Source organism: Lachnotalea glycerini (assembly GCF_003201285.1).
Lineage (GTDB): Bacteria > Bacillota > Clostridia > Lachnospirales > Lachnospiraceae > Lachnotalea > Lachnotalea glycerini.
The window spans coordinates 209,295-235,786 of record NZ_QICS01000002.1; the positions used below are offsets into that span (position 1 = coordinate 209,295).

The 26,492-nt window shown below is 35.6% G+C and carries 23 protein-coding genes; 20 read left to right on the forward strand and 3 right to left on the reverse strand.

All coding sequences use genetic code 11. The annotated features are described in order from the left end of the window. The first annotated feature begins 283 nt into the window (after positions 1 to 283). From C8E03_RS05280 to C8E03_RS05290, 3 genes are read left to right on the forward strand one after another with little or no spacing between them, the layout of a single operon-like run. Positions 284 to 1,396, forward strand: coding sequence for a phosphoribosyltransferase domain-containing protein (locus C8E03_RS05280; RefSeq protein WP_110290494.1), 1,113 nt, complete (start codon positions 284 to 286; stop codon positions 1,394 to 1,396). Next, on the forward strand, positions 1,393 to 2,442 hold the full coding sequence (locus C8E03_RS05285) for a cysteine protease StiP family protein (protein WP_094375718.1): 1,050 nt from the start codon (positions 1,393 to 1,395) through the stop codon (positions 2,440 to 2,442). Before C8E03_RS05280 ends, C8E03_RS05285 begins: the two co-directional genes overlap by 4 nt. A gap of 8 nt (positions 2,443 to 2,450) precedes the next feature. Further along, complete coding sequence (locus C8E03_RS05290) at positions 2,451 to 3,476, forward strand: ATP-grasp domain-containing protein (protein WP_110290495.1); 1,026 nt, start codon at positions 2,451 to 2,453, stop codon at positions 3,474 to 3,476. Positions 3,477 to 3,549: 73 nt separating this feature from the next. Here C8E03_RS05290 and C8E03_RS05295 read toward each other — a convergent pair whose 3' ends face one another. Next, positions 3,550 to 4,533: an HpcH/HpaI aldolase/citrate lyase family protein gene (locus C8E03_RS05295; protein ID WP_094375716.1), complete on the reverse strand. Its 984-nt coding sequence runs from the start codon at positions 4,531 to 4,533 to the stop codon at positions 3,550 to 3,552. A gap of 350 nt (positions 4,534 to 4,883) precedes the next feature. Between C8E03_RS05295 and C8E03_RS05300 the strand changes: the two genes are divergently transcribed. The 9 genes from C8E03_RS05300 to C8E03_RS05340 all read left to right on the forward strand — a co-directional run bounded on the left by C8E03_RS05300 (position 4,884) and on the right by C8E03_RS05340 (position 14,974). Continuing rightward, entirely contained in the window at positions 4,884 to 5,474 is a 591-nt protein-coding gene (locus C8E03_RS05300) for a rhomboid family intramembrane serine protease (RefSeq protein WP_094375715.1), read from the forward strand. A 17-nt stretch (positions 5,475 to 5,491) separates the two neighbouring features. Next, positions 5,492 to 7,765, forward strand: coding sequence for a YceG family protein (locus C8E03_RS05305; RefSeq protein WP_110290496.1), 2,274 nt, complete (start codon positions 5,492 to 5,494; stop codon positions 7,763 to 7,765). Position 7,766: 1 nt separating this feature from the next. Then, on the forward strand, positions 7,767 to 8,909 hold the full coding sequence (locus tag C8E03_RS05310; protein WP_094375713.1) for a toxic anion resistance protein: 1,143 nt from the start codon (positions 7,767 to 7,769) through the stop codon (positions 8,907 to 8,909). A gap of 25 nt (positions 8,910 to 8,934) precedes the next feature. After that, positions 8,935 to 9,516 (forward strand): TerD family protein, encoded by a 582-nt coding sequence (locus tag C8E03_RS05315; RefSeq protein ID WP_094375712.1) that lies wholly within the window; start codon positions 8,935 to 8,937, stop codon positions 9,514 to 9,516. 12 nt (positions 9,517 to 9,528) lie between these two features. After that, positions 9,529 to 10,110: a TerD family protein gene (locus tag C8E03_RS05320; protein WP_094375711.1), complete on the forward strand. Its 582-nt coding sequence runs from the start codon at positions 9,529 to 9,531 to the stop codon at positions 10,108 to 10,110. 11 nt (positions 10,111 to 10,121) lie between these two features. Next, positions 10,122 to 10,724 carry a TerD family protein gene (locus C8E03_RS05325; protein ID WP_110290497.1) on the forward strand — a complete coding sequence of 201 codons (603 nt, stop codon included), beginning with the start codon at positions 10,122 to 10,124 and terminating at the stop codon, positions 10,722 to 10,724. Positions 10,725 to 10,829: 105 nt separating this feature from the next. Then, positions 10,830 to 11,417, forward strand: a complete 588-nt coding sequence (locus tag C8E03_RS05330) for a TerD family protein (RefSeq protein ID WP_110290498.1) — start codon at positions 10,830 to 10,832, stop codon at positions 11,415 to 11,417. Between the two features lie 81 nt (positions 11,418 to 11,498). After that, complete coding sequence (locus C8E03_RS05335; RefSeq protein ID WP_110290499.1) at positions 11,499 to 14,159, forward strand: calcium-translocating P-type ATPase, PMCA-type; 2,661 nt, start codon at positions 11,499 to 11,501, stop codon at positions 14,157 to 14,159. A 65-nt stretch (positions 14,160 to 14,224) separates the two neighbouring features. Then, complete coding sequence (locus C8E03_RS05340) at positions 14,225 to 14,974, forward strand: HAD hydrolase family protein (protein WP_110290500.1); 750 nt, start codon at positions 14,225 to 14,227, stop codon at positions 14,972 to 14,974. 311 nt (positions 14,975 to 15,285) lie between these two features. Here C8E03_RS05340 and C8E03_RS05345 read toward each other — a convergent pair whose 3' ends face one another. After that, positions 15,286 to 15,549 (reverse strand): hypothetical protein, encoded by a 264-nt coding sequence (locus tag C8E03_RS05345; RefSeq protein WP_094375695.1) that lies wholly within the window; start codon positions 15,547 to 15,549, stop codon positions 15,286 to 15,288. A 99-nt stretch (positions 15,550 to 15,648) separates the two neighbouring features. Between C8E03_RS05345 and C8E03_RS05350 the strand changes: the two genes are divergently transcribed. The 8 genes from C8E03_RS05350 to C8E03_RS05385 all read left to right on the forward strand — a co-directional run bounded on the left by C8E03_RS05350 (position 15,649) and on the right by C8E03_RS05385 (position 25,791). Continuing rightward, positions 15,649 to 18,384 carry a molybdopterin-dependent aldehyde oxidoreductase gene (locus C8E03_RS05350; protein ID WP_094375694.1) on the forward strand — a complete coding sequence of 912 codons (2,736 nt, stop codon included), beginning with the start codon at positions 15,649 to 15,651 and terminating at the stop codon, positions 18,382 to 18,384. A gap of 103 nt (positions 18,385 to 18,487) precedes the next feature. Continuing rightward, positions 18,488 to 20,782, forward strand: a complete 2,295-nt coding sequence (locus C8E03_RS05355; protein WP_110290501.1) for a pyridine nucleotide-disulfide oxidoreductase/dicluster-binding protein — start codon at positions 18,488 to 18,490, stop codon at positions 20,780 to 20,782. Beyond that, on the forward strand, positions 20,783 to 21,001 hold the full coding sequence (locus C8E03_RS05360; protein WP_094375692.1) for a DVU_1557 family redox protein: 219 nt from the start codon (positions 20,783 to 20,785) through the stop codon (positions 20,999 to 21,001). It begins immediately after the preceding gene. Continuing rightward, positions 21,001 to 21,609 carry a class I SAM-dependent methyltransferase gene (locus C8E03_RS05365; protein ID WP_110290502.1) on the forward strand — a complete coding sequence of 203 codons (609 nt, stop codon included), beginning with the start codon at positions 21,001 to 21,003 and terminating at the stop codon, positions 21,607 to 21,609. The genes C8E03_RS05360 and C8E03_RS05365 overlap by 1 nt, the downstream gene beginning before the upstream one ends. A gap of 52 nt (positions 21,610 to 21,661) precedes the next feature. Further along, entirely contained in the window at positions 21,662 to 22,090 is a 429-nt protein-coding gene (locus C8E03_RS05370) for a DVU_1555 family C-GCAxxG-C-C protein (RefSeq protein WP_094375690.1), read from the forward strand. Next, the gene (locus tag C8E03_RS05375; protein WP_170122904.1) at positions 22,087 to 23,193 is read left to right on the forward strand and encodes a DVU_1551 family NTP transferase; all 1,107 of its coding nucleotides are present in this window, start codon (positions 22,087 to 22,089) and stop codon (positions 23,191 to 23,193) included. The genes C8E03_RS05370 and C8E03_RS05375 overlap by 4 nt, the downstream gene beginning before the upstream one ends. Next, entirely contained in the window at positions 23,171 to 24,535 is a 1,365-nt protein-coding gene (gene trsS / locus C8E03_RS05380) for a radical SAM (seleno)protein TrsS (protein WP_242993412.1), read from the forward strand. Before C8E03_RS05375 ends, trsS begins: the two co-directional genes overlap by 23 nt. 17 nt (positions 24,536 to 24,552) lie before the next feature. Beyond that, the gene (locus tag C8E03_RS05385; protein WP_170122905.1) at positions 24,553 to 25,791 is read left to right on the forward strand and encodes a DVU_1553 family AMP-dependent CoA ligase; all 1,239 of its coding nucleotides are present in this window, start codon (positions 24,553 to 24,555) and stop codon (positions 25,789 to 25,791) included. On the opposite strand, the gene C8E03_RS05390 is transcribed toward C8E03_RS05385, so the two are convergent. Continuing rightward, positions 25,755 to 26,297, reverse strand: coding sequence for a nucleoside-triphosphatase (locus C8E03_RS05390; RefSeq protein ID WP_110290505.1), 543 nt, complete (start codon positions 26,295 to 26,297; stop codon positions 25,755 to 25,757). The genes C8E03_RS05385 and C8E03_RS05390 overlap by 37 nt on opposite strands. Positions 26,298 to 26,492 lie beyond the last annotated feature (195 nt).

The window sequence follows — 26,492 nt, forward strand, 5'->3', positions numbered from 1 at the left end:
AATAGTATTTGTTTAAAATTAATATGGATACAATTTTTATGACTGATAGTAAGCTGCTTTGATTTTTATCTCATACATAACATAATTAGGAATGCTTGGCAGACTTGGTAACAAAAACTATCTTTCTGATAATATTTAAATATTTAATGCACGAAAAAGAAGCTTTTGAATTAGACAAAGGCTTCTTTTTTAAAATAAAAATATCATGGTATAATTTAATAGCATAAAGCTAAAAAAAATGATAGAATCAAAGGTGTCTAAATTCAAAAGAAAGAGGTTTTCTATGTATCAAGAGACAGAGCTGATTGGAATTGCAAAACGAGAGAATAATAAGAAGAGAAACTATTTAGTTGTCAATAAATTGCAGGGCAAGCATGTGCCAGTCGAGCCAAAGCTGGCATTAACGATGTTTAAAGAATTAGCAAAGCAAGTTAAAAAAGATAATGAGGGAAAACGTCTTTTGCTAGTTGGGTTTGCGGAAACGGCAACAGCAATAGGGGCTGCGGTTGCTGCTTATTTAAATTGCGATTATATTCAAACGACGAGAGAGCACGTTGAACAAGTAAATTATTTATTTTTTTCTGAAGCTCACAGCCACGCTGTTGAGCAAAAGCTTATTAAGGAGGATATGGATGTGGCTATCCCCTTAGCAGATCGAATTATATTTATAGAGGATGAAGTAACCACAGGCAATACCATTATGAATATTATTCATGAAATTGAGCAAAAATATAGAAGTAGAGTATCCTTTGCCGTAGCCTCTTTGCTTAATGGAATGGATGAAACAGCGCTAAGGAAATATCAGGAATATAATATTAGTATGTATTATTTGGTAAAAACAGACCATTCGCAATACGAAAAAATAGCAGATAACTATTATGGAGATGGCAGCTACACTAGTATCATGCAAGATTTAACTTGTCATTATACGGATGAGCTTCTATGCACAAACGCTGTTAATGCAAGGAGACTGACACAGGGAGAAGTGATGCAAGAGGCTTGTGTTGGGTTATGGAATCAAATAAATGCTAAATATGTATTTGACAAAGTACAAAGCATTTTGGTCTTAGGGACAGAAGAATTTATGTATCCGGCCCTGTTTGTTGCAGATAAAATGGAACGATCCGGTTTAAGGGTTAAATTTCATGCAACAACAAGAAGCCCAATTACAGTAAGCAGTGAAGATTCATATCCGTTACACTCCAGATATGAATTAAAAAGCTTTTATGATGAGGAAAGGGTCACTTATTTATATGATCTAGAACAATATGATCAGATATTTGTCATAACAGATGCTGCAAGAAATAATAGTGAGTCAGGTGAGAATTCCCTGCTTATGGCATTAAAGGCCAAGAATAATAAAACAATTCACTTAATTAGGTGGTGTTTAGAATGAGAAGTACATATAAAAAAGAGGATGTGGAGCTGCTATTAAAGGACATTACCGGATTGGTAGAACCACAAACAACAAAAGTAAGAGAACGGCTAATTCAAAAAGGCAGACATTATTGCGAAATGCTGCCGATTGAATATTCACCATCCGAAATATATTTACAGGCATATTACGAGTCTTTAAATTTATTTTCAAAACCAACGGCTCAAGCAGTAGGAAACCTTGCTGACAAAATTATGAAATGTAAGGGAGAGAAAGTTGTATTGGTTTCACTGGCCAGAGCTGGAATACCAATCGGAATTTTATTGAAGCGTTATATAAAATGGAAATATAAAGAAGATATTAAGCATTATTCCATATCAATCATAAGAGGAAAAGGGATTGACAAAAATGCAATGAATTATCTATTAAGCAAGCATAAGCCCAAAGACTTATTGTTTGTTGACGGTTGGATTGGAAAGGGAGCAATTCTTCGTGAACTGGAAAAGGCTACAGCAGAATTTAAAGGGGTATCTTCAAAGCTTGCTGTGCTTGCAGATCCTGCCAATATAACAGATTTGTGCGGAACACATGAGGATATATTAATCCCAAGCTCCTGTTTAAACTGCACCGTTTCAGGTTTAATCAGCAGAACCTTTTTAAGGAGCGATATAATAGGTAAGGATGACTTTCATGGTGCTGTATTCTATGAAGACTTAATCAATCAGGATTTATCCTATGAGTTTATAGAGAAGATAGAGAAAGACTTTTTGTCTGATAATGAAAAGGATGCTATTATTTTACAACAACAAGGAATTGATGAAGTAAAAGAAATTAGAAATAAATATAGTATTGATGATATTAATTTGATAAAGCCTGGAATAGGGGAAACGACTCGTGTACTGCTTCGAAGAGTGCCTTGGAAGGTGTTAATCAGTGACCAATGTAAAAATGATATCGCATTAGCACCAATCATTCGATTGGCAGAGGAAAAAAAGGTAGAGGTGGAATATTATCCTCTTAGAAATTACAAAGCAAGCGGAATCATTAAAAAATTAGCAGATGCTTAGGAGAAATTATGATAAAGGTTTGGTTTAATCATTGGTTTAGCACATCCTATCATATTATAGATTTGATGAAAAAGGATGTTAAAGAGCAGATTTATGTGATAGGCAGTAATCAGCGCTATGAAAGCGTCCTGCAAAATGTTTGTGATGAATGGTATGAAGAACCGATACTAGATACAAAAGAATATATTGAGTATTGCTTAAAATTTTGCAAAGAGCATGAAGTAGACGTATTTGTTCCAAGAAGAAAAATGGTAGAAATCAGTAAGAATAAAGAAAAATTTTACGCATTGAATGTTAAGGTTTTGGTTGATGATTATCAATGGATAGCAATACTAAATGATAAGGCGAAGACTTATGAAAGTTTCAATCAAAGCAGCAGAGTATATATTCCTGAATATAGAGTGGTCAATCGCTTGGAAGACTTTGAAAAGGCATATATGGAGCTGGATTTGTTATATGAACGTCTTTGTATGAAGTTTGTTCGAGATGAAGGAGGTATGAGCTTTCGTATTTTTGATAAGCAGGCAGACCATTTTAAAGCGCTGTCCTCTTATCCGAGTAACAAAGTTTCTTACGAGGAAGTTTGTAAAGTATTAAAAGAACACAAAGAATTTCAAGACATCATTCTTATGCCTTATTTATCGGGGGATGAAATAAGTGTTGATTGCTTAAGAACAAGCCAAGGACTAATTGCTATTCCAAGAATAAAGGGAAAATATAGGGATGAAATGATTCGATATGATAATGCAATCATTGAAATGTGTGAGGAAGTTCTTCACATGTTTCCACTTGAAAATCCTTGTAACATACAATTCAAGCTTTTAAATGGTAAAGCATACTTGCTAGAGATTAACACCAGAATGTCAGGAGGGCTTTATATGAGCTGTCTGGCAGCTAAAATAAATATACCAAATATTGCATTGCAACAATTGTTAGGAAACAGAATACATTGGAGTTTAGAACGGGAAGAAAAGAAAGTATCCTATATTGAAACAGCGCAAATCATTGGTAGAAAAAGTATAAATCAAGAATAAAGAATATAACAAGATGAAACGATAAAATCGTTTATCTTGTTATTAGCTAAAAATGTTATCAAGCTGTTTCTCCTTAATAATTAGAAATTAGGGGAGTGGAGGTTTTTATACCATAAATTTTTGCCATATAAAGGATTCTTTGAGCCCAACAGCAATGAGTCTTATGCTCATTCATTCTTTCATTCGTAAAATTACCGGATACAAGATTTGTACTGTCCGGATTCCAGTTTAATACGGAAACAGCGTCATCATAATCAGCTTGTTCAACCTTAAAAGCTTGATTCACTATCGATATCTGATTGGGATGAATTACAGTTTTTCCGGTAAATCCAGCTTGAATATCCCTTTCTATTTCATGACAAAGACCCATCTCCCAGAAATTACCGTTATAATATTCCCAAACAGGACCAGAAATCACATAATCTCTTCCAAATGTCGTTATAATATCTGTTAAAATAGCTGCAATTGGCTTTAAATCATATATTGTCTCATTTACATGACGTCGAAAACCAAATACATTACACAAATCATTACCACCCACACGAACGTTCAACACCCATTCACTAACCGAATCCAGATATTGTTTCAACGCACTTAAAATATAATAGCGGCTTTGCAAATCGATCATAGTTGGACTTTCTAAAATTGGCATAATATAAAATTTTTGTATACCGGAGTTAATACTTCTGATTTCAGATAGATACAAATTTGCATTTTCAAGGGAAAACTTAGGTAAAATGAACCCTGTTACAATAGATTGGCTATCACCCAAAGCGTGAATCAGATTTTTCATCTGGGCAGCTTCCCTGACACGGATAAATAGTTTGGGTATGTAAAATGATTGTTCTAGTGTTTTTGCTTTCAATAATTTTAAAGACAAAACGAGTTGTGCTTCGGCTTCATGAACAAGGTTATCCTTTATGGTATCTTCTAAGCAAAGTGCTAAAGAAAATTGCTTGCCAAACCTTTCATTTACAATGGAATCTACAATGCTGCCATTGTTAGCCGGACAATATAATAGTGCACCGACACTATAGTATATAATTGAATTTTTCATGCAAAATCTCCTTTAAGAATGTGGTACTAATTATATCACTCTTATTTCTCCATTGGTAGTATAATATCATTAAATATGTTAAAATAACATGCAAAATATAAAATGTCTGACAGTAATTATGCGCCTATTTGTAATCTTATAAACAAGGATAGTATTTAGTTGTATAAGTTATTTTCAATTGTGTTAATACTATAATGGATTATAAAAGGTTATAAAGGCTTATTCAAGCAGCTAAATTTTTAAGAAATTCTTACAATATTATCAAATTGTCGGATATTACTATTCGCATGATTGAAAAAAAGGGCGAAATATAGTATGATAAAACCGTTACTATTTAGTGGAGGAATAATATGTCAAAAGAAAAATTAAAAGTTAGAGTTTCGTTTAATTCACCAGTTATATTAGGCTTTTCCTTGATATGTTTAGTGGCTTTGGTTTTAAATTCTATTACCAGAGGAGCATCAAACAATTATATTTTTAGTGTTTATCATTCCTCTTTATTAAGTCCGTTAACCTATGTAAGATTCGTGGGACATATTTTTGGTCACGCAGGCTGGGAGCATTTTATAGGCAATATTACATTGATATTAGTGGTTGGTCCTTTGCTAGAAGAGAAATATGGTTCTCTTAATCTATTGTTTGTCATATTGTCAACTGCTTTGATTACGGGAATTGTTAATTTTATATTTTTTCCATATACACAGTTACTTGGTGCAAGTGGAGTGGTTTTTGCTTTAATATTACTTTCCTCGTTAACCAGTATCCAGGAAGGCAAGATTCCTTTAACGTTTCTATTAATTACTTTTATCTATATTGGTGGTCAGATTTATGAAGGCATGTTTATTCAAAATAATGTAGCGAATTTGACGCATATTCTTGGTGGAGCGGTAGGAGCTTGTTTAGGATACATAATGAACAAAGAAAAAATGCATAGATATTAAGGGTGAAATAGGGAATTATGTTTAAAAATAAAGAGATTTCAAGATTGGATGATTTTTTTAATGAACGAGTTAACAGAATGAATGATATCGTTTATTTTTGCCGCTTCAATGGATACAGTGAAGCAATTAAAAATTTTATATTACAATATTATGAAGCAGCAAGAACATCAGGAGTTATTATTGAAGGAAAAATTCCCAATCCGGATGAAAAAAATTTATCCTACTATGATGAAATAATGGGACTGAATTTTGAAATGAGTGTGGGCTTTCTTACTGCAAGCTTAAAAAAATGGCTGCCTAGAATGAACGATTATCAGCGAAGTAATGTTGCAACGTCATTGTTTGATACTCTGGATGAAATGAGAAAAGAGGGCAAAAATGATAATATGCTTAAAAATGCATATATTAAGTTTATGTGCTGGCTTTATTATAAATTTGAAAGAATCGTTAACCAATTAGGAGAGAATAAGATTCCAAAGATTCTTTATGAAGGTGATATTAGTAACTATGAGCTAAAGCTTATTGCAATCTTATCTAAGTCTGGATGTGATGTCGTATTATTACAATATAATGGAGATAATAATTACTTGAAATTAGATCCCAGATCAAAGCTTTCTTTAGCATATAATGAAGCTGGAATGCAAGAATTTCCACCTGGATTTAATATTAAATGTTTAAGGAAAGAGCAGGAGAATAATTTAAAAGTAAGACAGTTATATGGAACGCTGCCTCAGATGACAAACTGTACCAATGCTTGGATGAGTGGAGCAGGTCTAGAGGATATATTAAAGAGTGTTCCAGACAGAGGAAATGATTCCAAATTATTTTATAACGGCTTTATAAGAATCAATGGCGTGGAAGATAAGCTGACATATATCAATGAATTATTTCAATTTCAGCTTCAAATAAAAAGTAATCAACGAAAGCTAGTTGTAGTGGAGAACCAAATTGAACCGCCGTCAATGGAAGAAATATCCGAAATCCGAAGAAACCATTATCAGAATAAGGAACAGATGATATTAGATTTAACAAATAACATTCAATATACTGCAAATTTAGAATTGCAAAGATTAATGAATAAAGCATATATAGATGTTGTAATAGAGGAAAGTAAGAAAGAAGAATTGAATTTAAATAAATTAACGAATAAAGCGGTATATTTGTTGTGCTGGCTTAAGCGGTATCAGAAATTTTTATTTATGAGTTGGAAAAATGCAGAAATAGCATGCTTTATTTATTTAGGCGGGTGCAAGAATGAATATGAGGCCTTGTTTTTAAGACTTTTAGCAAAGCTGCCTGTTGACGTAATTATTTTAGTTCCGAATCGAAATCAATCATGTTTGTTACAAGATAAAATGTTATACGAGATCAATTATACAGAATCTTTGGCAGTTGATAAATTTCCAGTAGAAAATGCTTCCATACATATGGGAACTGCGGCATACCATGCCGAAAGAGAGTTGGATACTTTGATGTATCAAGATTCGGGTATGTATCGTAATATGCAGTATGATAAAGCAGTTTCTCTAACTCTGCAAACGATGTATGAGGAAATTGCTATATTATGGGATCAGGAATTAAAATACCGGCCAAACTTTAGTACGTTAAATGGGATAGTGAATATACCGGTCATCTTTTCTAAAATCTCCGGTGTCAAGGACAGTATGGTAACTCAATATTGGGACAGAGTCAAAGAATTAATTACGAATGATACCTTGGTTGTGAAAAACAAACCAATTGTGAAAGGAACGGACAGCAATCCAATTAAGCCGTTTGTAACTGAATTTTTAAAGAACAAAAGATTAATGAAAGAAAAAATCAAAGCGCACAAAGCCTATCCATATAGTGTGTTAAGAGATGAGAGTCAGGAGCATATTTTAGACAAACTACAAGCATTGATTGAGCAGAGGCTGATTCAGGGTACCTTTGAGAATGGAACAGAATATACAATTATTGCAACTGTTCTAAATCTAAACAAAGATATTATCAGGATGATTCAAAAATTTGATTTTACAAAGAAAAATCCTAAGATGATATATATTAATACGACCGAAAGTACTATTACACTTGAGGACAGTATTATCACCGCATTTTTGAATTTACTGGGATTTGATGTTTTGTTCTTTATTCCAACCGGATATCAAAATGTTGAAAGATTTTTTACAAGGAAGCTCATGGAGGAATATCAAATAGGTGAGTATATGTATGATTTACAAATACCTAATTTTGATACTCTTTCATCAAATCCACTACATACGTGGAGAGAAAAATTATTTAAGAGAGGTAGCTGAAATGGGTTTAGATTTTAGTAAAGCACAAACACAAATGCCTTCTGCAACATTGGAGCCACAAAATGAAATAGAGGTGGTACAACAGTATGATATTGTTGCGGACAGGCAGCAGATGAATTCACAGCTAGTTAATTCAAGTGAAGTGGATACGCTTGTCAGCCAAATTGAAGTTAATAATTTAGAGACAATCGTTTCATTTGGATCAACAGTTGCAGAGGAGATATCAAAGGCTTCAGATATTGTACTAAACAGTATGAATATGTCACAGTTGGACGGTTCAAGCGAGATGTTAAATACGCTGGCTAAAGTTATGTCGAAATTTGATATAGAAGAAATTAAGGACAATCCGGGGTTGTTTGATAAGTTATTTGGAAACCTTAGAAAACAGTTAGATAAAATTTTAGCAAAATATCACAATATGGGCGAAGAAGTTGACAAGATTTATGTTCAGCTAAAGCAATATGAATCAGAAATAAAACAGTCAAATCGTAAGCTGGATGAAATGTTTCAGGCAAATGTGAATTATTATCATGATTTGGTAAAGTATATTTTAGCAGGAGAGCAAGGCTGTAAGGAGCTTGAAAATTATATTACTCAAAGAAGAACGGATATGGAAGCAACAAGTGATAATTCCATACAATTTGAATTACAAAGCTTAGAGCAGGCTTTAATGATGCTTGAGCAAAGAACACAGGATCTTAGAACAGCAGAAAATGTTGCAATTCAGTCAATTCCAATGATCAAGACAATGGAATTTAGCAATATGAATTTAGTTCGTAAGATCAACTCTGCATTCATTGTTACACTTCCTATATTCAAACAAGCTTTAGCACAGGCAATTATGCTGAAAAGACAAAAAATTCAGGCGGAAGCAATGTCTGCATTGGATGAAAAGACAAATGAAATGCTAATTAAAAATGCCAAAAATACAGTGGAACAGTCTAAAATGACAGCCAGATTAGCATCGGGAAGCTCTATCAAAATTGAAACACTTGAAACTACTTGGAAAACAATTGTCAGTGGAATTGATGAAACAAAACAAATACAGGAAAACGCTCGAAAGAAGCGTGTTGAGGATCAGGCAAGATTAGAAAATATTAAATCAGAGTTTAACAAGATGTATCATATGCCAGATAAAAAATAAATTGCAATTATAGGAGGAAAAAATAATGCCAATTAACTTATCAAAGGGACAAAAAGTAGATTTAACAAAGGGAAATCCGGGACTAAAAAACATTATGGTTGGATTAGGATGGGATGTAAATGCATTCGATTCAGGAGCAGCATTTGACTTAGATGCAGCAGCATTTTTACTGAGTGATAGTGGTAAGTGCCCGACAGAGAAAGAATTTGTATTCTATGGAAATCTTGAACATGCAAGTGAATCTGTAAAACATATGGGTGATAATTTGACTGGTGAAGGCGATGGAGATGATGAACAGATTCAAATTGATTTAAGCAAAATACCTTCTAATATACAAAGGGTAGCGTTTACTGTTACGATCTATGATTCAGAAGTAAGACGTCAGAATTTTGGTCAGGTTTCTAATGCATTTATTCGAATTGTAGATGAAACAACAAATGTTGAATTAATACGTTATGATCTTGGAGAGGATTTTTCTATTGAAACAGCTATTGTTGTCGGCGAATTATACCGAAACAATGGGGAATGGAAATTTAATGCAATCGGCAGCGGTTTTCAGGGTGGTTTAGCAGCGTTGTGTGGCCACTATGGAATCGACGTAGCATAGGAGGTAGAAAGTATGCCAGTTAGCTTACAAAAAGGGCAAAAGGTTAGTATAACAAAAGGTAATCCTGGTTTATCCAGAGTAGTAGTTGGATTGGGCTGGGATGTCAATAGCTTTGATACAGGAGGCGATTTTGATCTAGATACCGCAGCATTTTTATTAACAGACAGCGGTAAGGTTTCAAAGACTGAGGATTTTGTATTCTTTGGAAATTTAAAGCACCCTTCTGGATGTGCAGAGCATATGGGCGATAATTTAACAGGAGCAGGAGATGGAGATGATGAGCAGATAAAAATTAATTTATCTTCCATTCCGTCAAATATCAGTAAGATTGCATTTTCTGTAACAATATATGAAGCAGAAGTCAGGCGTCAGAATTTTGGACAGGTTAATAATGCTTTTATAAGAATTTATGATGAGGATACAAGGGAAGAAATACTTCGTTATGATTTAGGAGAGGATTTCTCAATTGAGACTGCTGCTGTATTTGGTGAATTATACAAAAATAATAATGAGTGGAAATTTAATGCAATTGGAAGCGGGTATCAGGGAGGTTTAGCTGCTTTATGTGCAAACTTTGGCGTTGATGTCGAATAGGAGGCCTTTAAATGGCAATCAGTTTACAAAAGGGACAAAAAATAAGTTTACAAAAGAATCCATCTAGGGGGTTAGGCGAAATTCTGGTGAATTTAAATTGGAATTCAAAACCTGTGAAGCAGGGCATATTATCGGGTTTATTTGGTTCGAAAGGAATTGACTTGGATTTGGGCTGTTTATTTGAACTAAAAGATGGAAGAAAAGGAACGGTTCAAGCATTGGGTAATGCTTTTGGAAATCTAAATAATGAACCTTATATTATGCTTGATGGAGATGATAGAACGGGTAACTCTATTGCAGGAGAAAACCTAAGAATCAATGGGGATCAGTTATGCAAGATTAAAAGAATTTTAGTATATACATTCATCTACGAAGGGGTTGCAAATTGGCAGCAGGCAGATGCCACTGTTACCATAAAATATCCTGGTGCAGAGGATATTTTAGTTAAAATGGACAGCTATAATTCTACGAATAAAATGTGTGGATTGGCATTGCTGGAAAATATCAATGACGAGACCTTTAGTGTTGAAAAAATAGTTCAATTCTATCAGGGACATGAAGCCTTGGATAGAGAATTTCATTGGGGTATACAATGGAGAGCAGGACATAAATAAGATAAAAGAATTTTAATGAAAGGATAATGCAAACACAACAATCAATCTCTGTGTTTGCATCTCAAATAAACATGCGTACACGTTTACTTGAGTTTGGTATAGAGTATGTCAATTAGTTTGCAAAAAGGGCAGAAAGTCAGCTTATCAAAGGACAATGCAGGGCTTTCTAAAGTATTGATTGGTTTAGGATGGGATGAAGTAAAGGTAAAAGCCGGCTTCTTTGCGGCGAAACCAAAGCCAATTGATTGTGATGCATCTGCTATATTATTAAAGAATGGTAAATTAGCTGGTAAGGAAGATATTATATATTTTGGAAATTTAAAGCATGCATCAGGAACGGTACAACATATGGGAGATAACCTGACTGGCGCGGGAGACGGAGATGATGAACAGATAGTAGTTGATCTTTCAAAGCTTCCACAGCAATATGATAAAATTGTACTGGTGGTTAATATTTATCAGGCTGCTCAAAGAGGCCAGCATTTTGGATTAATACAGAATGCTTTCATTCGTCTGGTTGATAGTAGAACGAACAGTGAAATGTGCAAGTATAACTTGTCTGAGGATTACTCCGGAATGACGGCTATGATTTTTGGCGAAGTTTACAGACATAATGAGGAATGGAAGTTTAATGCGATAGGACAGGGTACAAATGACCAGGGACTAGAAGCACTAGTAAACAGATATCGATAAGAAATAGTAAAGAAGAGAAAGTGAAGCCATAATAAAAGGGTTTCTCTTTCTCCTATTTAACCATGAAGGAGAAATTAAGACATGAATTTTAACGGACTTTCAGATAAAGAAGTCGAAGCATCTAGGTCTAAGTATGGTTCAAATACAATTCCAGATTCTGAGCCAACCACGTTTTGGGAGGAATTTAAGGAAACATTCAGCGATCCAATGATAAAAATACTTCTGGCAATCGCAGCATTAATGATTGTTATGTTTTTCTTTGGATATGCAGAGATTTATGAACCAGTCGGTACGATTGTTGCAGTGTTGGTTGTTGCTTTTGTATCCGCAAAAACGGGTGTAGCAAGTGATACGAAATATCGGGAATTAAAGGACAGTACCAAGAAGGATCAATGTAAGGTGTATCGAAATGGCGATGTTGTAGTTAATGATGTGGATGATGTCGTTGTGGGAGATAAAATACTCCTACAGTCGGGAGATAAAATACCTGCTGATGGAGTTCTTGTATTAGGAGAGTTAAGTATTGACAATTCAGCTTTAAATGGAGAAGCGGAAGAATGTAAAAAGGAAGCAGTAGAAGAAGACTTTCAGCTCACAGAAGAAATTACAGGTGATACCTTTGTAGATAAGCAGTCCTTATTCAGAGGAGCTGTTGTTTTTGACGGAGAAGGAATACTTGATGTTCGCAAGGTTGGCTTGAAAACCATGATGGGCAAAATGGCAGAGGAAATGCAAGAAGATGAGCCGGATTCTCCACTTAAGGTTAAGCTTTCAAAGCTTGCAGGCCAGATTTCCACATTTGGATACATTGGAGCAATTGTAATTGCAGTATTATATTTTGGTTATTTTGTAATTTCCGCAGGAGGCTTTAGTGCTTATTTTTCAATTGGAGCGTCGGAAGTGATAAAGGATATTGTTGATGCAGTTTCCCTTGCGGTTGTTATTATAGTCTGTGCTGTTCCGGAAGGCCTGCCACTAATGATTTCTCTTGTCTTAATGCAAAATACAAGTAAAATGTTAGAACATAATGTATTGGTTCGTAAGGCAGAGGGTATAGAAACCGCCGGTTCACTTAATATTTTATTCAGCGATAAGACAGGAACCATTACAAAAGGTATGCTTGAGGTAGTAGACTTTTTTACCGCAGATGGAAATCTGATACCAATCAGTGAATTAAGTAAGCATACAAAGGTTAAGGAGCTGATCGACTGTGCGATTGGAAAAAATACATTGTCTATGTTTGATGCAGAGCACAGAGTAATTGGCGGCAATGCAACAGATCAGGCTTTAATGAAATTTATAGGTGAAGATACTTACCATGCATTAATGGGAAATAAAAAAATTACAATCACTGCCTGTCAAAGCTTTAATTCCTCAAATAAATTTAGTCAGGCGAGAATTGAGAGCATGGGGAAAACCTTTTATAAGGGAGCACCGGAGCGTTTGATTGAGTCAGCTACCCATTATTTAGACAAAGAGGGTAATGAAAAAGAATTAGATAAGGCACTGCTGAATAAAAGAATAGAGGAAATGGCATCAAAGGCTATGCGTGTACTGGCATTTGGATATTCCGAGCATTGCATGTGTGAAAATGAAATTAACAAAGATACAGTTATCATTGGATTAGTCGGAATTAGAGATGATGTAAGACCTGAAGCTAAGTTTGCAATTGAAGAAGTTCAAAAAGCAGGTATACAGGTAGTCATGATTACAGGAGATCGTTTAGAAACAGCAATGGCAATTGCAAAGGATGCAGGACTGATTCAAGGTGAAGCAGACAAGGTAATTACTTCTGCAAAGTTAAATGAAATGAGTGACGAGCAAGTAAAAGAGATGATTCCATCGATTCGAGTGATTGCACGCGCACTGCCAACGGATAAATCCAGGATGGTAAGACTGTGTCAGGAAATGAATTTGGTTGTAGGTATGACGGGAGATGGTGTAAACGATTCACCGGCTTTAAAGCGTGCTGATGTCGGATTTGCAATGGGAAGCGGTACCGAGGCAGCAAAGGAAGCTGGAAAAATTGTCGTTTTAGATGATAATTTCAAGTCAATCAAGGATGCAATATGGTACGGAAGAACAATTTATCATAATATACTTAAATTTTGTAAATTCCAGCTTGTGATTAATGTAGCAGCGGTTGTTGTCAGTGCTATCGCACCATTTTTTGGAATTGAAGAACCACTTAAAGTAACACATCTTTTATTCGTTAATTTAGTAATGGATGGCTTGGGAGCCATTATGCTTGGAAATGAACCAGCGCAGGAAAAATATATGAAAGAAAAACCGCGAAGAAGAGATGAAAATATTATAAGTAAGAAAATGATGACCCAGATACTAGTTATGGGTATTTGGCTTACAATATTAAGTTTTGCATTTTTAAAGCTTCCATTTTTTGAATCATTTTTTGATAGTGAAGAACAGCAGTTGACAGCTTATTTTGTATTGTTTATTGTAAGTGCTTTGTTTAATGGATTTAACGTAAGAGATGAGGGCTTTGGAATATTAAAAGGATTGGATCAAAATACAGGGTTTTTAAGAGTAATATTTATGATTATCATCATACAGGCATTAATTGTTAATTCAGGTTTAATACCGCTTGCACTTTTTACTTGGATTGGAAATATGTTTAGCTGTGTGCCATTTGGAATAAAGGGCTGGCTGCTAGTTTTTGTTCTTGGTTTTACAATGATACCTATTGATTTAATTCGTAAAAGCTTAACAGCAAATAAAGAATAAAAAGTTTATAAAATTGGTATGTGCTATAATAAATAACACATACCGATTTTTTTGGAGGACTTATCATGAATATATTTAATTCTGATATAGACAATACACTGATTTATTCTTATAAGCATGAAATTGGCAGTAATAAAAAATGTGTGGAACTATATCAGGGCAGAGAAATTTCGTTTATGACTCAGTATTCCTATGAGCGTTTACATAAAATATGCGAAAAGGAACTATTTGTTCCAACCACAACAAGAACGATTGAACAATACAAACGAATCGATTTTGGTATAGATGAACCTGATTATGCTTTGGTGTGTAACGGCGGTATTTTATTAAAAAAAGGTCTGATAGATGATGCCTGGTATCATAAGTCTCTGGACATGATATCAAATGCACAAAGTGAGCTGAAAAAGGCAATTGAAATTCTTAAAATGGATTCCAACATCAATTTTGAAATTAGAAATATTAATCAGTTATTTTTATTTACTAAAAGCAAAAGTCCAAAGGAAACATTGGCTGGATTAAATGAGAAGTTAAATTTAAACAAAGTGGAAACTTTTACTAATGGATTAAAAGTTTATGTAATGCCCAAAAACCTTAATAAAGGAAATGCAGTGTTACGATTGAAGGAAAAGTTGAAAGCAAAAAGAATCATTGCAGCAGGAGACAGCGAATTTGATATTTCTATGTTAAGGGTTGCCGATATAGCTTTTGCTCCGGAGTTGTTGAAAAAGCAAATGCAAGCAAAGACCAATACGAATATTGTTCCTGAGGGTATCCTATTTTCTGATGCAGTATTAAAACATATCTTAGAATTATAAACAAAGCAGAACTAATGAAAAAATTAAATTTTTAAGTTTCATAGTTAAGATTACAAAGAGTATCAATTTAACCGTCATAAGGGAAACCTTTATGACGGTTTTTAAAGTGCTATTATTCTCAAAATAGAATAATAGTCTTACACTTTTCTAACTCAAAATCCATTGACAAAGAATGTCGAAAGTTTATAATTGAATTATACAAAATGATCAAAAAATATATAGAGTTGCTGGTAAAATAATGGAAAAATGTATAAAAACAAAGCTATCAATACAAAATATACTAGAATAGTATACAAATAATACGTTGAAAGCTACTTTTCCAGACTACCATGGTCATTGCAGGATGGATTGTCAGAACCTTGACCGGATAAATCCTTTAATTTAGCAATTCCCTTTTCACTAAAAAAAACGATATCACTTGGTTCTCCGTTTAAATTTTCACCTGATAGCTTTATACCAGTGTAGGTTTCTCTATAGTCCATAGGTAATGTACGGCGAAAAAGTTTACCTGTTTTTTTATCAATAATTTCGACCGTTACTTTTGAAGCAGTAATTTCATCAATTTCATTATTCATGACAATTTTCACCTTTCTGTACTTTTACAAATAGTATAGCAAAAGAGGAATCGAATTAAAAGCGTAAGCTTTTAAAATATAGAAAAAAGAGGTGCAATTATGGTAAAAAAATCCTTGATTATCAATGGCATACAACAAACATTGATTATTGATGAAAATGCAAGTCTTGCTGATGTTCTTAGAAAGCAAATGTTGCTAACAGGTTGTAAGATAGGATGTGGAATAGGCCAATGCGGTGCGTGCAATATTATTTTAGACGGAAAAGTTGTACGCTCCTGCGTAATGAAAATGGCGCGTGTTCCTGAGGATGCGGTTATAATGACAATTGAAGGATTAGGAACACCAGAAAACTTGCATCCATTACAACTTGCCTGGATGACTTTTGGATGTGCCCAATGTGGTTTTTGCAGTCCCGGATTCATTATGACGGCAAAGGTGTTACTGGAAAATAATCAATCGCCAACAAGAGAAGAGGTTAGAGATTGGTTTCAAAAGAATCGAAATCTTTGCAGATGTACAGGATATAAGCCGTTAATTGATGCGGTAATGGCTGCAGCTAAGGTGATGCGCGGTGAAATAAAGAAAGAAGATTTATTATTTAAAGCAAATGGAGAGTCCATTTTAGGGACTTCTTATGCTCGCCCATCAGCAGTGGCAAAGGTAACAGGTAAATGGGACTTTGGTGCAGATGAAGCATTAAAAATGCCTGAAAACACACTACGTCTTGCGCTTGTTCAGGCGGAGGTTTCCCATGCTAATATAAAAGGAATTGATACTTCAGAAGCTGAAAAAATGCCTGGAGTTGAACGTATTATTACCTATAAGGATGTACCAGGTAAGAATCGAATTACGGGACTTATTACTTTTCCTACCAATAAAGGAGATGGATGGGACAGGCCAATTCTCTGCGATGAGAAAGTATTCCAGTTTGGAGATGCCATTGCAGTAGTAGCCGCAGATACCGAAGAACACGCAAGGGAGGCAGCGAAAAAGGTTAAGGTGGATTTGGAAATTTTACCGGCTTACATGAGTGCACCAGAAGCAATGGCTGAAGATGCAATTGAAATACATCCGGGTACACCAAACGTGTATTTTGAAATTAATACAATTAAAGGTGAGGAAACAGCGCCGATTATGGAGAAAGCAAAGTATACCATTGAAATGGATTCATATTCCAGCAGACAGCCGCATCTAAATATTGAACCGGATTGTGGATATGCATATATTGATAATGATGGAAGAATAACCATTCAGTCAAAATCTATTGGTATACATTTACATCACGCAATGATTTGCGCAGGAATTGGTATTGAACCAGAAAAGCTTCGATTGATACAAAATCATACAGGAGGAACTTTTGGATATAAATTTTCACCTACAACAGAGGCAATTCTTGGCGTGGCAGCACTCGTTTTACAAAAGCCAGTTTCTTTAGTATTTGATATGTACCAAAACATTACCTATACAGGAAAGCGTTCGCCAGGCTTTATGCATATTAAGCTGGGAGCAGATGAAAATGGAAAGCTTCTTGCACTAGAAGGAGATAATTACATCGACCATGGTCCATATTCCGAATTTGGTGATTTATTAACCATGAGACCTGCTCAGTTTGTTGGAGCTGGTTATGATATTAAAAATATCAGAAACAAGAGTCAGACAGTCTGTACAAACCATGCATATGGAGCAGCTTTTCGAGGATATGGCTCACCACAATCTTTCTTAAGCAGTGAGTTGGCAATGGATGTTTTAGCAGAAAAAATAGGAATGGATCCATTTGAATTAAGATATAAAAATATTTACAAAGAGGAATTAGGTTCAACAACTCCAACTGGTTGTAAACCAGACGTATATTGTCTGGAATCTATGTTTGATACACTCCGCCCAAAATATGAAGAGGCAAAAAAACGTGTGGCTGCAAAATCTACAGATCAAGTAAAATGTGGAGTTGGTATAGCACTGGGAATTTATGGATGTGGTCTGGATGGTGCTGACTCTTCTGAAGCATGGGCAGAGCTTACTAAGGATGGAGTTACTATCTATAATGCATGGGAAGATCATGGTCAAGGAGCTGATATTGGTACTCTGACAATGGCTCACGGAATTTTAGTAGAGGCTGGTTTTAAACCAGAACAAATTAAATTGATTATGAATGATACAGCGCGCACTCCTAACTCTGGCCCGGCAGGAGGCAGCCGTTCAAACGTTATGACAGGTAACGCTACTAAGCTGGCGGCAGAAATGCTTTTAAATGCAATGAAAAAAGGAGATGGCACCTATCGTACGTATGATGAAATGTTAGCAGAAAATATTCCACTCAAATATGATGGAAAATGGGTAGCAACAATGTGCACAGATTGTTCCTTGGAAACAGCACAAGGTAACCCATTTAGTGTATATATGTATGAACTTTTTATGCCTGAGGTATCAGTTAATATGGAAACTGGTAAGGTAACAGTTGATAAGTTTACAACGGTTGCGGATGTCGGTACCATTATAAATAAAACAGTAGTTGACGGACAGATTTATGGAGGTATTGCACAGGGAATTGGCCTGGCACTTACCGAAGATTTTGAAGATATAAGCAAGCATAATACTTTAGCAAAATGTGGAATTCCATATCCAAAGGATATACCAGATGATTTTGAAATCATATATCAGGTTACACCTCGTCCATATGGACCTTATGGAGCAGCCGGCTCAGGAGAAGGACCGCTTACTGCACCACATCCTGCGATTTTAAATGCTATTTTTAATGCAACGGGTGCTAGAATCACCAAAATTCCTGCACTTCCAGAGGTGGTAAAAGCAGCAATAGAGGAATTAAAAAGTAAATGAGAAAATAATGAATCAAATAAAGGGGCGATTGATCTGCCGCTTTATAAGTCTTTCATGCATAATTTCATCAATAGAACATTAATGTGACAAGGAGGTTTGTTTTATGGAGGATAGCAAGAAAGGTTATATAATGAAGCAAGTCTTCGGGCAAAAGGAATTACATGAAAGAGAAGCAATTTGTACACAGCAGCAGCCTCCCAATTGTATGACTACTTGTCCCATTCATTTGGACGTTTGTGGTATATGTGATGCACTCAAGAATCAAGATTTTTCAAAAGGTCGAAGTATTATAGAGAAAAGCACTTCATTTGCACATATTATAGCTTATGCGTGTGAAGCTCCCTGTGAAGCTGGGTGCAAGCTAAATGAACAGGGGCAGGGAATTCAGATTAGAGAATTGGAAAGAGCTTGTCTAAGATTTGGGACAAATCAAACAAGACCTCGTTTTTTGTTACCTAAAAAAAGTAGTAAAGTAGCAATTTTGGGAGCGGATATGTTTTGTCTTAGTGCGGCTATGGAAATAGGAAAAAAAGGATATCCCATCAAGCTTGTGAGTGAAGGTGATAACTTGATTAGCCAGCTTGGTGCGTTTCATTTTAAAATACCAGAAGCAGATTTAAAAGCAGACTTATCAATGTTTCATTGCTTAGAAGCCGAGTTTTGTTTTGGTGAAGTGATCAATTTGGAGATGTTAACTAGTATGTTAGAACAATTTGATGCGATTTGTATCAGTCAAGAGCTGTTTAAGCGTATTATTCCAAATCAATCTATAATTAATGAAGAAACTCTGGAAACTGATATTGAAAAGCTCTTTGCGGGATTACCTGATTCTAGCGTGATTGGGCAATTGAGCATAGGTAAGAAAGCAGCAATTTCAATTGATCGTTTTATACAAAAGGTATCCATAAAAGTTGGAAGAGAGCAGGAGGGAAGCTATCAAACAACATTATTTACATCTTTAGAGGAAGTCGAGCAAAGTAAAAGAATTGTTCCGTCAGGTGATGCTTATACAAAAGAGGAAGCGATTCTAGAAGCAAAGCGCTGCATACATTGCGAATGTCTGGAATGTGTAAAAGGCTGTGCATTTATGCAACACTATAATAAATATCCAAAGCAGGCAATCCGAGAAATCTATAATAATTTAGCTATTGTTATGGGAAATCATTTGGCTAATGATATGATTAATTCCTGCTCCTTGTGTGGGCAGTGTAAAGCAATTTGTCCCAATGACTTTGATTTGGGAGAAGTTTGTAAATTAGCAAGGCAGACTATGATAAAAACAGAGAAAATGCCGCAGTCAACCTATGAATTTGCACTGCTTGATATGGCATTTAGCAATAGTGACAAATGTTTTTTGGCAAAGCATCAGCCAGATTGGAATAAGAGTGCCTATGTATTTTTTCCAGGCTGCCAAATGGGAGCATCTGCGCCTGAAACCGTTCGAAAGGTGTATATGGATTTGACCAGACGGCTGAGTGGAGGAGTTTCCCTAATGTTAGGCTGTTGTGGTGCAATTGCTGACTGGAGCGGCCAGCAGGAGTTATTTGAAGAATCCATACAAAAGCTAATGCTTGAATGGGAGAAACTTGGAAAACCAAAGGTGATTACTGCCTGTCCCAGTTGTTACAGGGTGCTTAGTGAAGCAAGTAATATGAAGCTAGTTGGTATCTGGGAGATATTAGAAGAGATTGGACTGCCTGACAATGTAAGGATAAGACAAGAAGGCGGTGAAGTACTTGCAATTCATGATGCGTGCGGGGCCAGAAACCAGGAAGCGATTCAAAACAGTATTCGAAATCTTGTAACAAAAATGGGATATGAAACCGTAGAGCTTCCATTCAGTGGCGATACTGCTCCTTGCTGTGGATTTGGAGGGTTAACATCTTTTACCAATCAAGAGGTAGCTAAAAGAATGACAGATTTGTGCATAGGGCAAAGCGATGCCTCTTATTTGACCTATTGTATGAATTGTAGAGATCGCTTCGTAAAGCAAGGTAAAAATGCCAGACATATCTTAGAACTAATATATGGAGAAAATCCACAGGTATCACCAGATTTAAGCAAGCGGCATTATAATCGGATGATACTCAAACAAACATTATTGCAGGAAGTGTGGGGAGAAGAAGGCATGAAGCAAACCTATAATTTTCAACTTGTGATTGAAGAAGAAATTCGAAATCAAATGGAAGAACGTATGATTTTGGAGAGTGATATTATGGAAGTGTTGGATTTTGCCAGGAAAAGTCATAATATCATAAGAGATACTCAAACCCAGTTATTATTAACCAATCAAAGAATAGGAAACGTAACATTTTGGATTAAATATAAAGAAGTAGCAGATAATGTTTATCAAATCTATAGTGCATACAGTCTTAGAATGACAGTTGAGGAGGAATAAATGACAGAAAATTATGATCAATCAATTGGCTCAATAGGAGAGTTTATCTGTGAAAAATGTGGTATACCACTCATAAAAAGCCAAGTAAGATTTAAATATATGAATAATGCATTTCCGGTAGAGCTTTTGATGTGTCCAAAATGTAAGTTTATTTATGTTCCGGAAGAACTTGCTATGGGTAAGGTACTAAAGGTTGAAAAATCATTGGAGGATAAATAATGGCAGTATTTCATCCGGAAGGTATCAAAATGACGAAAAAATTATTAGAGCTTGGACAAACAATTCTGCCAGAGAATGGTAAAATATTGGATTTGGGTTGTGGTGATGCAGCTACAGTCAATTATCTTAGCTTTCTGGGCTATGAAGCAATGGGGATCGATAAAGAAATACAAAATAATCAGCCCAATTTGCTACAAGGAGATATGAGATCAATCACCTTTCCAGACCAAACCTTTGACGGTGTAATAGCAGAATGCAGTCTGGCAATATCAGGTGATACAAAAAAGGTATTAAGCGAATGCAGGAGAGTACTGAAAGAGAATGGAGTTTTATTTAGCTCGGATGTATATTTTACACCTGAGCAAAATGTGATAGCACCAAAGCTCTCCCTTCCTTATTCAGCAACTAAGGAAGTCTGGTTTGATCTTTTAGAAAAGGAAGGATTAGAAATCCTACATTTTGTTGATCAGACACAGGCATGGAAATCCTATTACGTACAAAAGCTATGGGAAGGGATTGATGTGTTTGATAAATGGAAATGTATAGGAGGATGTGCAAAAGGAAGCAGACCGGGCTATTTTATATTAGCAGCCAGACGAAGAAACTAGCGCAATTATGTTTCATAACCGATAAATCAAGTTAATAAAAGGAGATGACTCTATGGATTTATTTGAACGATTAGTTGAACTATCACAGGATGGATTTTTTTGCAGTCAGATTATCGTAAAATTAGCAATGGAAGAGGAAGGAATGGAAGATAAAGGAGTTATTCGTGCTTTGAGTGGATTAAATGGAGGACTTGGCTTTAGTGGTAAGATATGTGGTTCTCTTACAGGAGGATGCTGTTTGATTGGGTATTTTGCAGGGAAAGGCAGTAAAGAAGAAGTCGAGTCTGTTTATTTGAATCAAATGATAGGTGAGCTTGTGCAATGGTTTGATGATGTCTACGGTAAAGAATATGGAGGTTGCGATTGTACCTGCATACTGGAAGGAAACCCAATTAATAAAAGAACAAGATGTCCCCAAATCGTAGAAGCAGTGTATACAAAAGCAATGGAATTGCTTCGAGAAAATGGAGTCATCTCGTGAAAATTAAGGCCGTAATTGCGGCAGCCGGATGTTCTTTACGTATGAGACAATTTAAACCGTTGCTTGATATTAATGGATATCCTATGATTGTGTGGGCTGTTTTGAACTTAAAAAACGCCGGAGTAGACGAAATTTGTGTTGTGACAGGTAGAGATACAATGAAAATAGAACGTGTGCTAGAAGCATTCAATATTATGCTGATAAGAAATGAGGCATACCAAACAACAGATATGCTTACCTCAATTAAAATAGGACTAAATGCAATAATGGATAAAACGACTGAGGGAGTTTTTTTGTTGCCGGGTGATAATCCAATGATACACCCGAGCACAATCAAGGCACTCAGACAGGCTTTTGAAAAGGAGCAACCGAGTGTGTTATATCCAATTTATAATAAGGAAAGGACACATCCCCCACTGATAAACAGTGAGTGCTTTGATCGTATTATGACCTATCAAGGAAGCGGTGGACTTAAACATGCGCTACATGATTTTGAACAAAGCTCGAGACAATTAGAGCTCACGGATCAAGGAACTAGTCTCGATGCGGATTACCCAGGGGATTACGAAGAGTTACAAGCCTATGCTAATAAGTATTTTGGAATTTCCAAAGGGCTTTGCGAAAAGATAATTGAGGAAGTTGAGCTTCCGATACAGATTAAGGAACATTCAAACGCAGTAGCAAGCTTAGCAATTCATATGGGAGAAAAACTGATACAAAATGGATATGCATTGGATTTGACAATCATTGAGAGCGGTGCTTTACTGCATGATATATTGCGAACAAAGCCAAATCATGCGGCAGAAGGAAAATTGTTTCTTCAAGATAAAGGGTATACTGCTCTTGCTGACATGGTAGGAAATCACATGAGTTTAGAGCATGTAAAAACCCCAGGGCTAAATGAAGAAACCATCGTATATCTGGCTGATAAGCTACGAAAAGAAACAAAGCAAATTACAATAAAAAAGCGCTATGAAGCATCACTTAAATATTATAAAGAAAATGCTTCCATTAGAAAGCGAATTGAAAATGATATAAGAAAAGCAGAAAAATTGCAAGAAGAATATGAGGTGGTTACGGGTGAAAAATTATCTGATTGGTGAAACGAAAAGCGTATGCCCGGTATGTCTGAAAGTAATTAAAGCCTATAAGGTAGAAAAAGAAAGAAAGGACGAAGAAGAGATAAAAGGGATTTTTTTGGATAAAACCTGTCCTGAACATGGAGAATATTCTACTCTAATATGGGAGGGAGATGCAACCTCTTATCTGGCTTGGAACCGGGAAAACACATTAAATGATAGTCAATTTTACCAAACTGATATTGAAAAGGGCTGTCCTTATGATTGTGGTTTGTGCCCAGAGCATAAGCAAGATACCTGTTGCGTCCTTTTAGAGGTGACAAATCAATGTAATCTACACTGTCCGGTATGTTTTGCAAGTGCAGGTGATGCAGTAAAACAAGAACCGACTTTGCAGGAGATTGGCTATTATTATGAGACTTTAATGGAAAATGGAGGTCCTTTCAATATTCAGCTTTCAGGTGGTGAACCGACTATGCGCAATGACTTATGTGATATCATTCGTCTAGGTAGGGAAAAGGGATTTTCTTATTTTCAGTTAAATACAAACGGTATACGTTTGGGAGAGGAAGAAGCACTTGCAAGAAATCTGAAACGTGCAGGCTTAAATAGTGTTTTTTTACAGTTTGATTCTATGACAGAAAAACCTTATGAAATTCTTCGAGGAAAGCCACTCTTTTATATAAAAGAAAAGGCGATTGAAAATTGTGCGAAAGCAGGTCTTGGAGTTGTTTTGGTGCCAACGCTCGTTTTAGATGTTAATGTAAATGAAATTGGTTCAATATTACAATTTGCGATTGATAATCTGCCTGATATACGAGGGGTGCATTTTCAGCCCATTAGTTATTTTGGACGTTGTGGCTTAACGGCACCGCAACGCCGCCTTACGATTCCTAGGGTGTTGTCAGAAATTGAAAAGCAGACAAATTCAGTGATGCATGCCAATGATTTTCAGGGTGGTAGTGTGGAACATTCTCATTGTTCTTTCCATGGAAATTTTATGAAACAGGCAGATGGACATATCAAAGCAATCATAGGCAGTAAGGCAGATTGCAAATGTAGTTCAAATCAAACCAGAGAGTTTGTAGCAAAAAGATGGTCGGCAGCAAAGTGCTGCAAAAAGAAAGAAGAGGAACAAGAAAAGTGCGAGAATGGTTCCACTACATCTTTGGATGATTTTTTAGAACGTATGGAGATGTTTACTTTGGCAGTATCAGGAATGGTATTTCAAGATGCCTTTAATTTGGATTTGGAGCGATTGCAGCGATGTAAAATTGGTGAAATCAATAAAGAAGGAAAGAGAATTCCATTTTGTGCTTATAATTTGACCTCAGTTTCAGGTAAGAGCCTGTATCGCAATGAATGATAATGGAAAGGATGCATATGAAACGATCACGTGTGGATGAATGGATTGAAGAAAGTACAGGAATTTCTCCTCTTACAAGAAAAGCTTTGAAAGCCTATCAGCTTGATCAGATAAACCAATTATTACAATATGCAAAGGCGGGGAGTTGCCTTTATTCGTATTTACCGGAACGAGTTACTTCTTTGAAAGAGTTTGAAAACATTAGATTCACAGACGAGGAGATGTTGACCACGAAGAGTGAAAAAATGATCTTAGTCTCTCAAAGCGACATATCTCGCATAATAACAATGGAAACATCAGGCACAACAGGAAAATGTAAAAGGTTGTTCTATACCAGCAAAGATCAGGAGTTAACAGTGGGCTTTTTTACCTGCGGTCTTTCAGAGTTTGTTTCTAATGGAGAGATTACTATGATTTGTATGCCCTATGAGAAAGAAGGGAGTATTGGAGCTTTGGTTGCAAAGGCATTAACGCGACTTGGAGCAGTCTGCGTATATTGCGGCGTTGGGAAAACGTTCAAAGAGATGTATCAGATGATGAATGAGAATCGAGTGGAGCATGTAGTGGCATTACCAATGCATATGCTATCTCTTGGCAGATGGATTAGAGCGAATGAGTTATCGATTACGCTAAAAAGTATCTTAGTGAGTGCAGATAACTGCCCTTATTGGTTGTCGCAGGAGTTGGGAAAGAGCTTTAACTGTGAGGTGTTTAACCATTATGGTTCCAGAGAAAGTGGATTGGGCGGAGCTGTTGAATGTGGTGCTCATGATGGAATGCACGTAAGAGAAAAGGATTTGTACATTGAGATTGTTGATGAAAAGGGAAATGTGTTACCAAATGGACAGTTTGGAGAATTGGTTATTACTACTTTACATCGGCAGGCAATGCCGCTCATTCGTTATCGTACAAAGGACTATACTCGTATTCTTTCCTTAAAGTGCGCTTGTGGGGGAATAACACTTAGACTTGACAAGGTTGTAAGAAAAGAAAGCATAGCAATGCAGGCCTTTGATGAGGCACTCTTTTCTATTAAAGAAGTATTGGATTGTAAAATAACCAAAGATAAAGATGGTATAACTATAGATATTGTGACCGCGAACGAAGTGAGTAAAACCTATTTGTATCATAAGTTACAAAAAGTGAATTCCTTTTATTTCCCAAATACGAAGATAGACGTTCATATTATCATCGATAAAGAGAGGAACATACTACCTTGCTATTTGGGAAAACGTTGTATTTGCGCTGTAAAATAATCAACCAGCTCCAATCTTAGCGCATTGCGGTTTTCTTTTGTTACCTCAATCAGGCGAACCTTGTTGTGGTTTGCGATTTGTTCTGTCCAAGAAGCTTTTCCTAAACGTACTACACCTAGAATAGGAATGGGTTCGTTTAATGCGGTTAAGATTTCGTGTTGAAAATCAAAAGCTTGTCTTTCAAAAAATGAACATTCGTCCATTATGAGCAAATGGGCGATTTTTTTGCGTTCTCTAATATAGAGTTTTCCAAAGTCGTTAAACCGCTGTGTGTATACCTGAGGCTGCAAGGCTGAAGTGAAACGTACCACGACCTGTTTTTCATCATAATTTTGAAACAGGTGTGCACCGTTTAAATAGAGGCAGCGATTTTCTTCCTCTCGGTGATCATCAAAATAGCTATAAAAGCCTCCTACCTTGTAACCTTTTGAAATCACTTCATTACAAACATAGTTAATAAGTGTAGTTTTTCCTGTTTTTATTTCTCCAGTTAAAAAAATATGCATAGTTAATATTAACAATAAATAATAAAAAAATCAACCATAAACAGTTAAAATATCATATAATTATTACAAAATTTTTAAATAATAAAAAAAATGTCGAAAAAGTGTTGTTGATATACAAATAAAATTGTATGATAAGTATAATATATTATTCTTGTTAAAAAATAATAAGTGTATAGATACATTATGATTTGATTA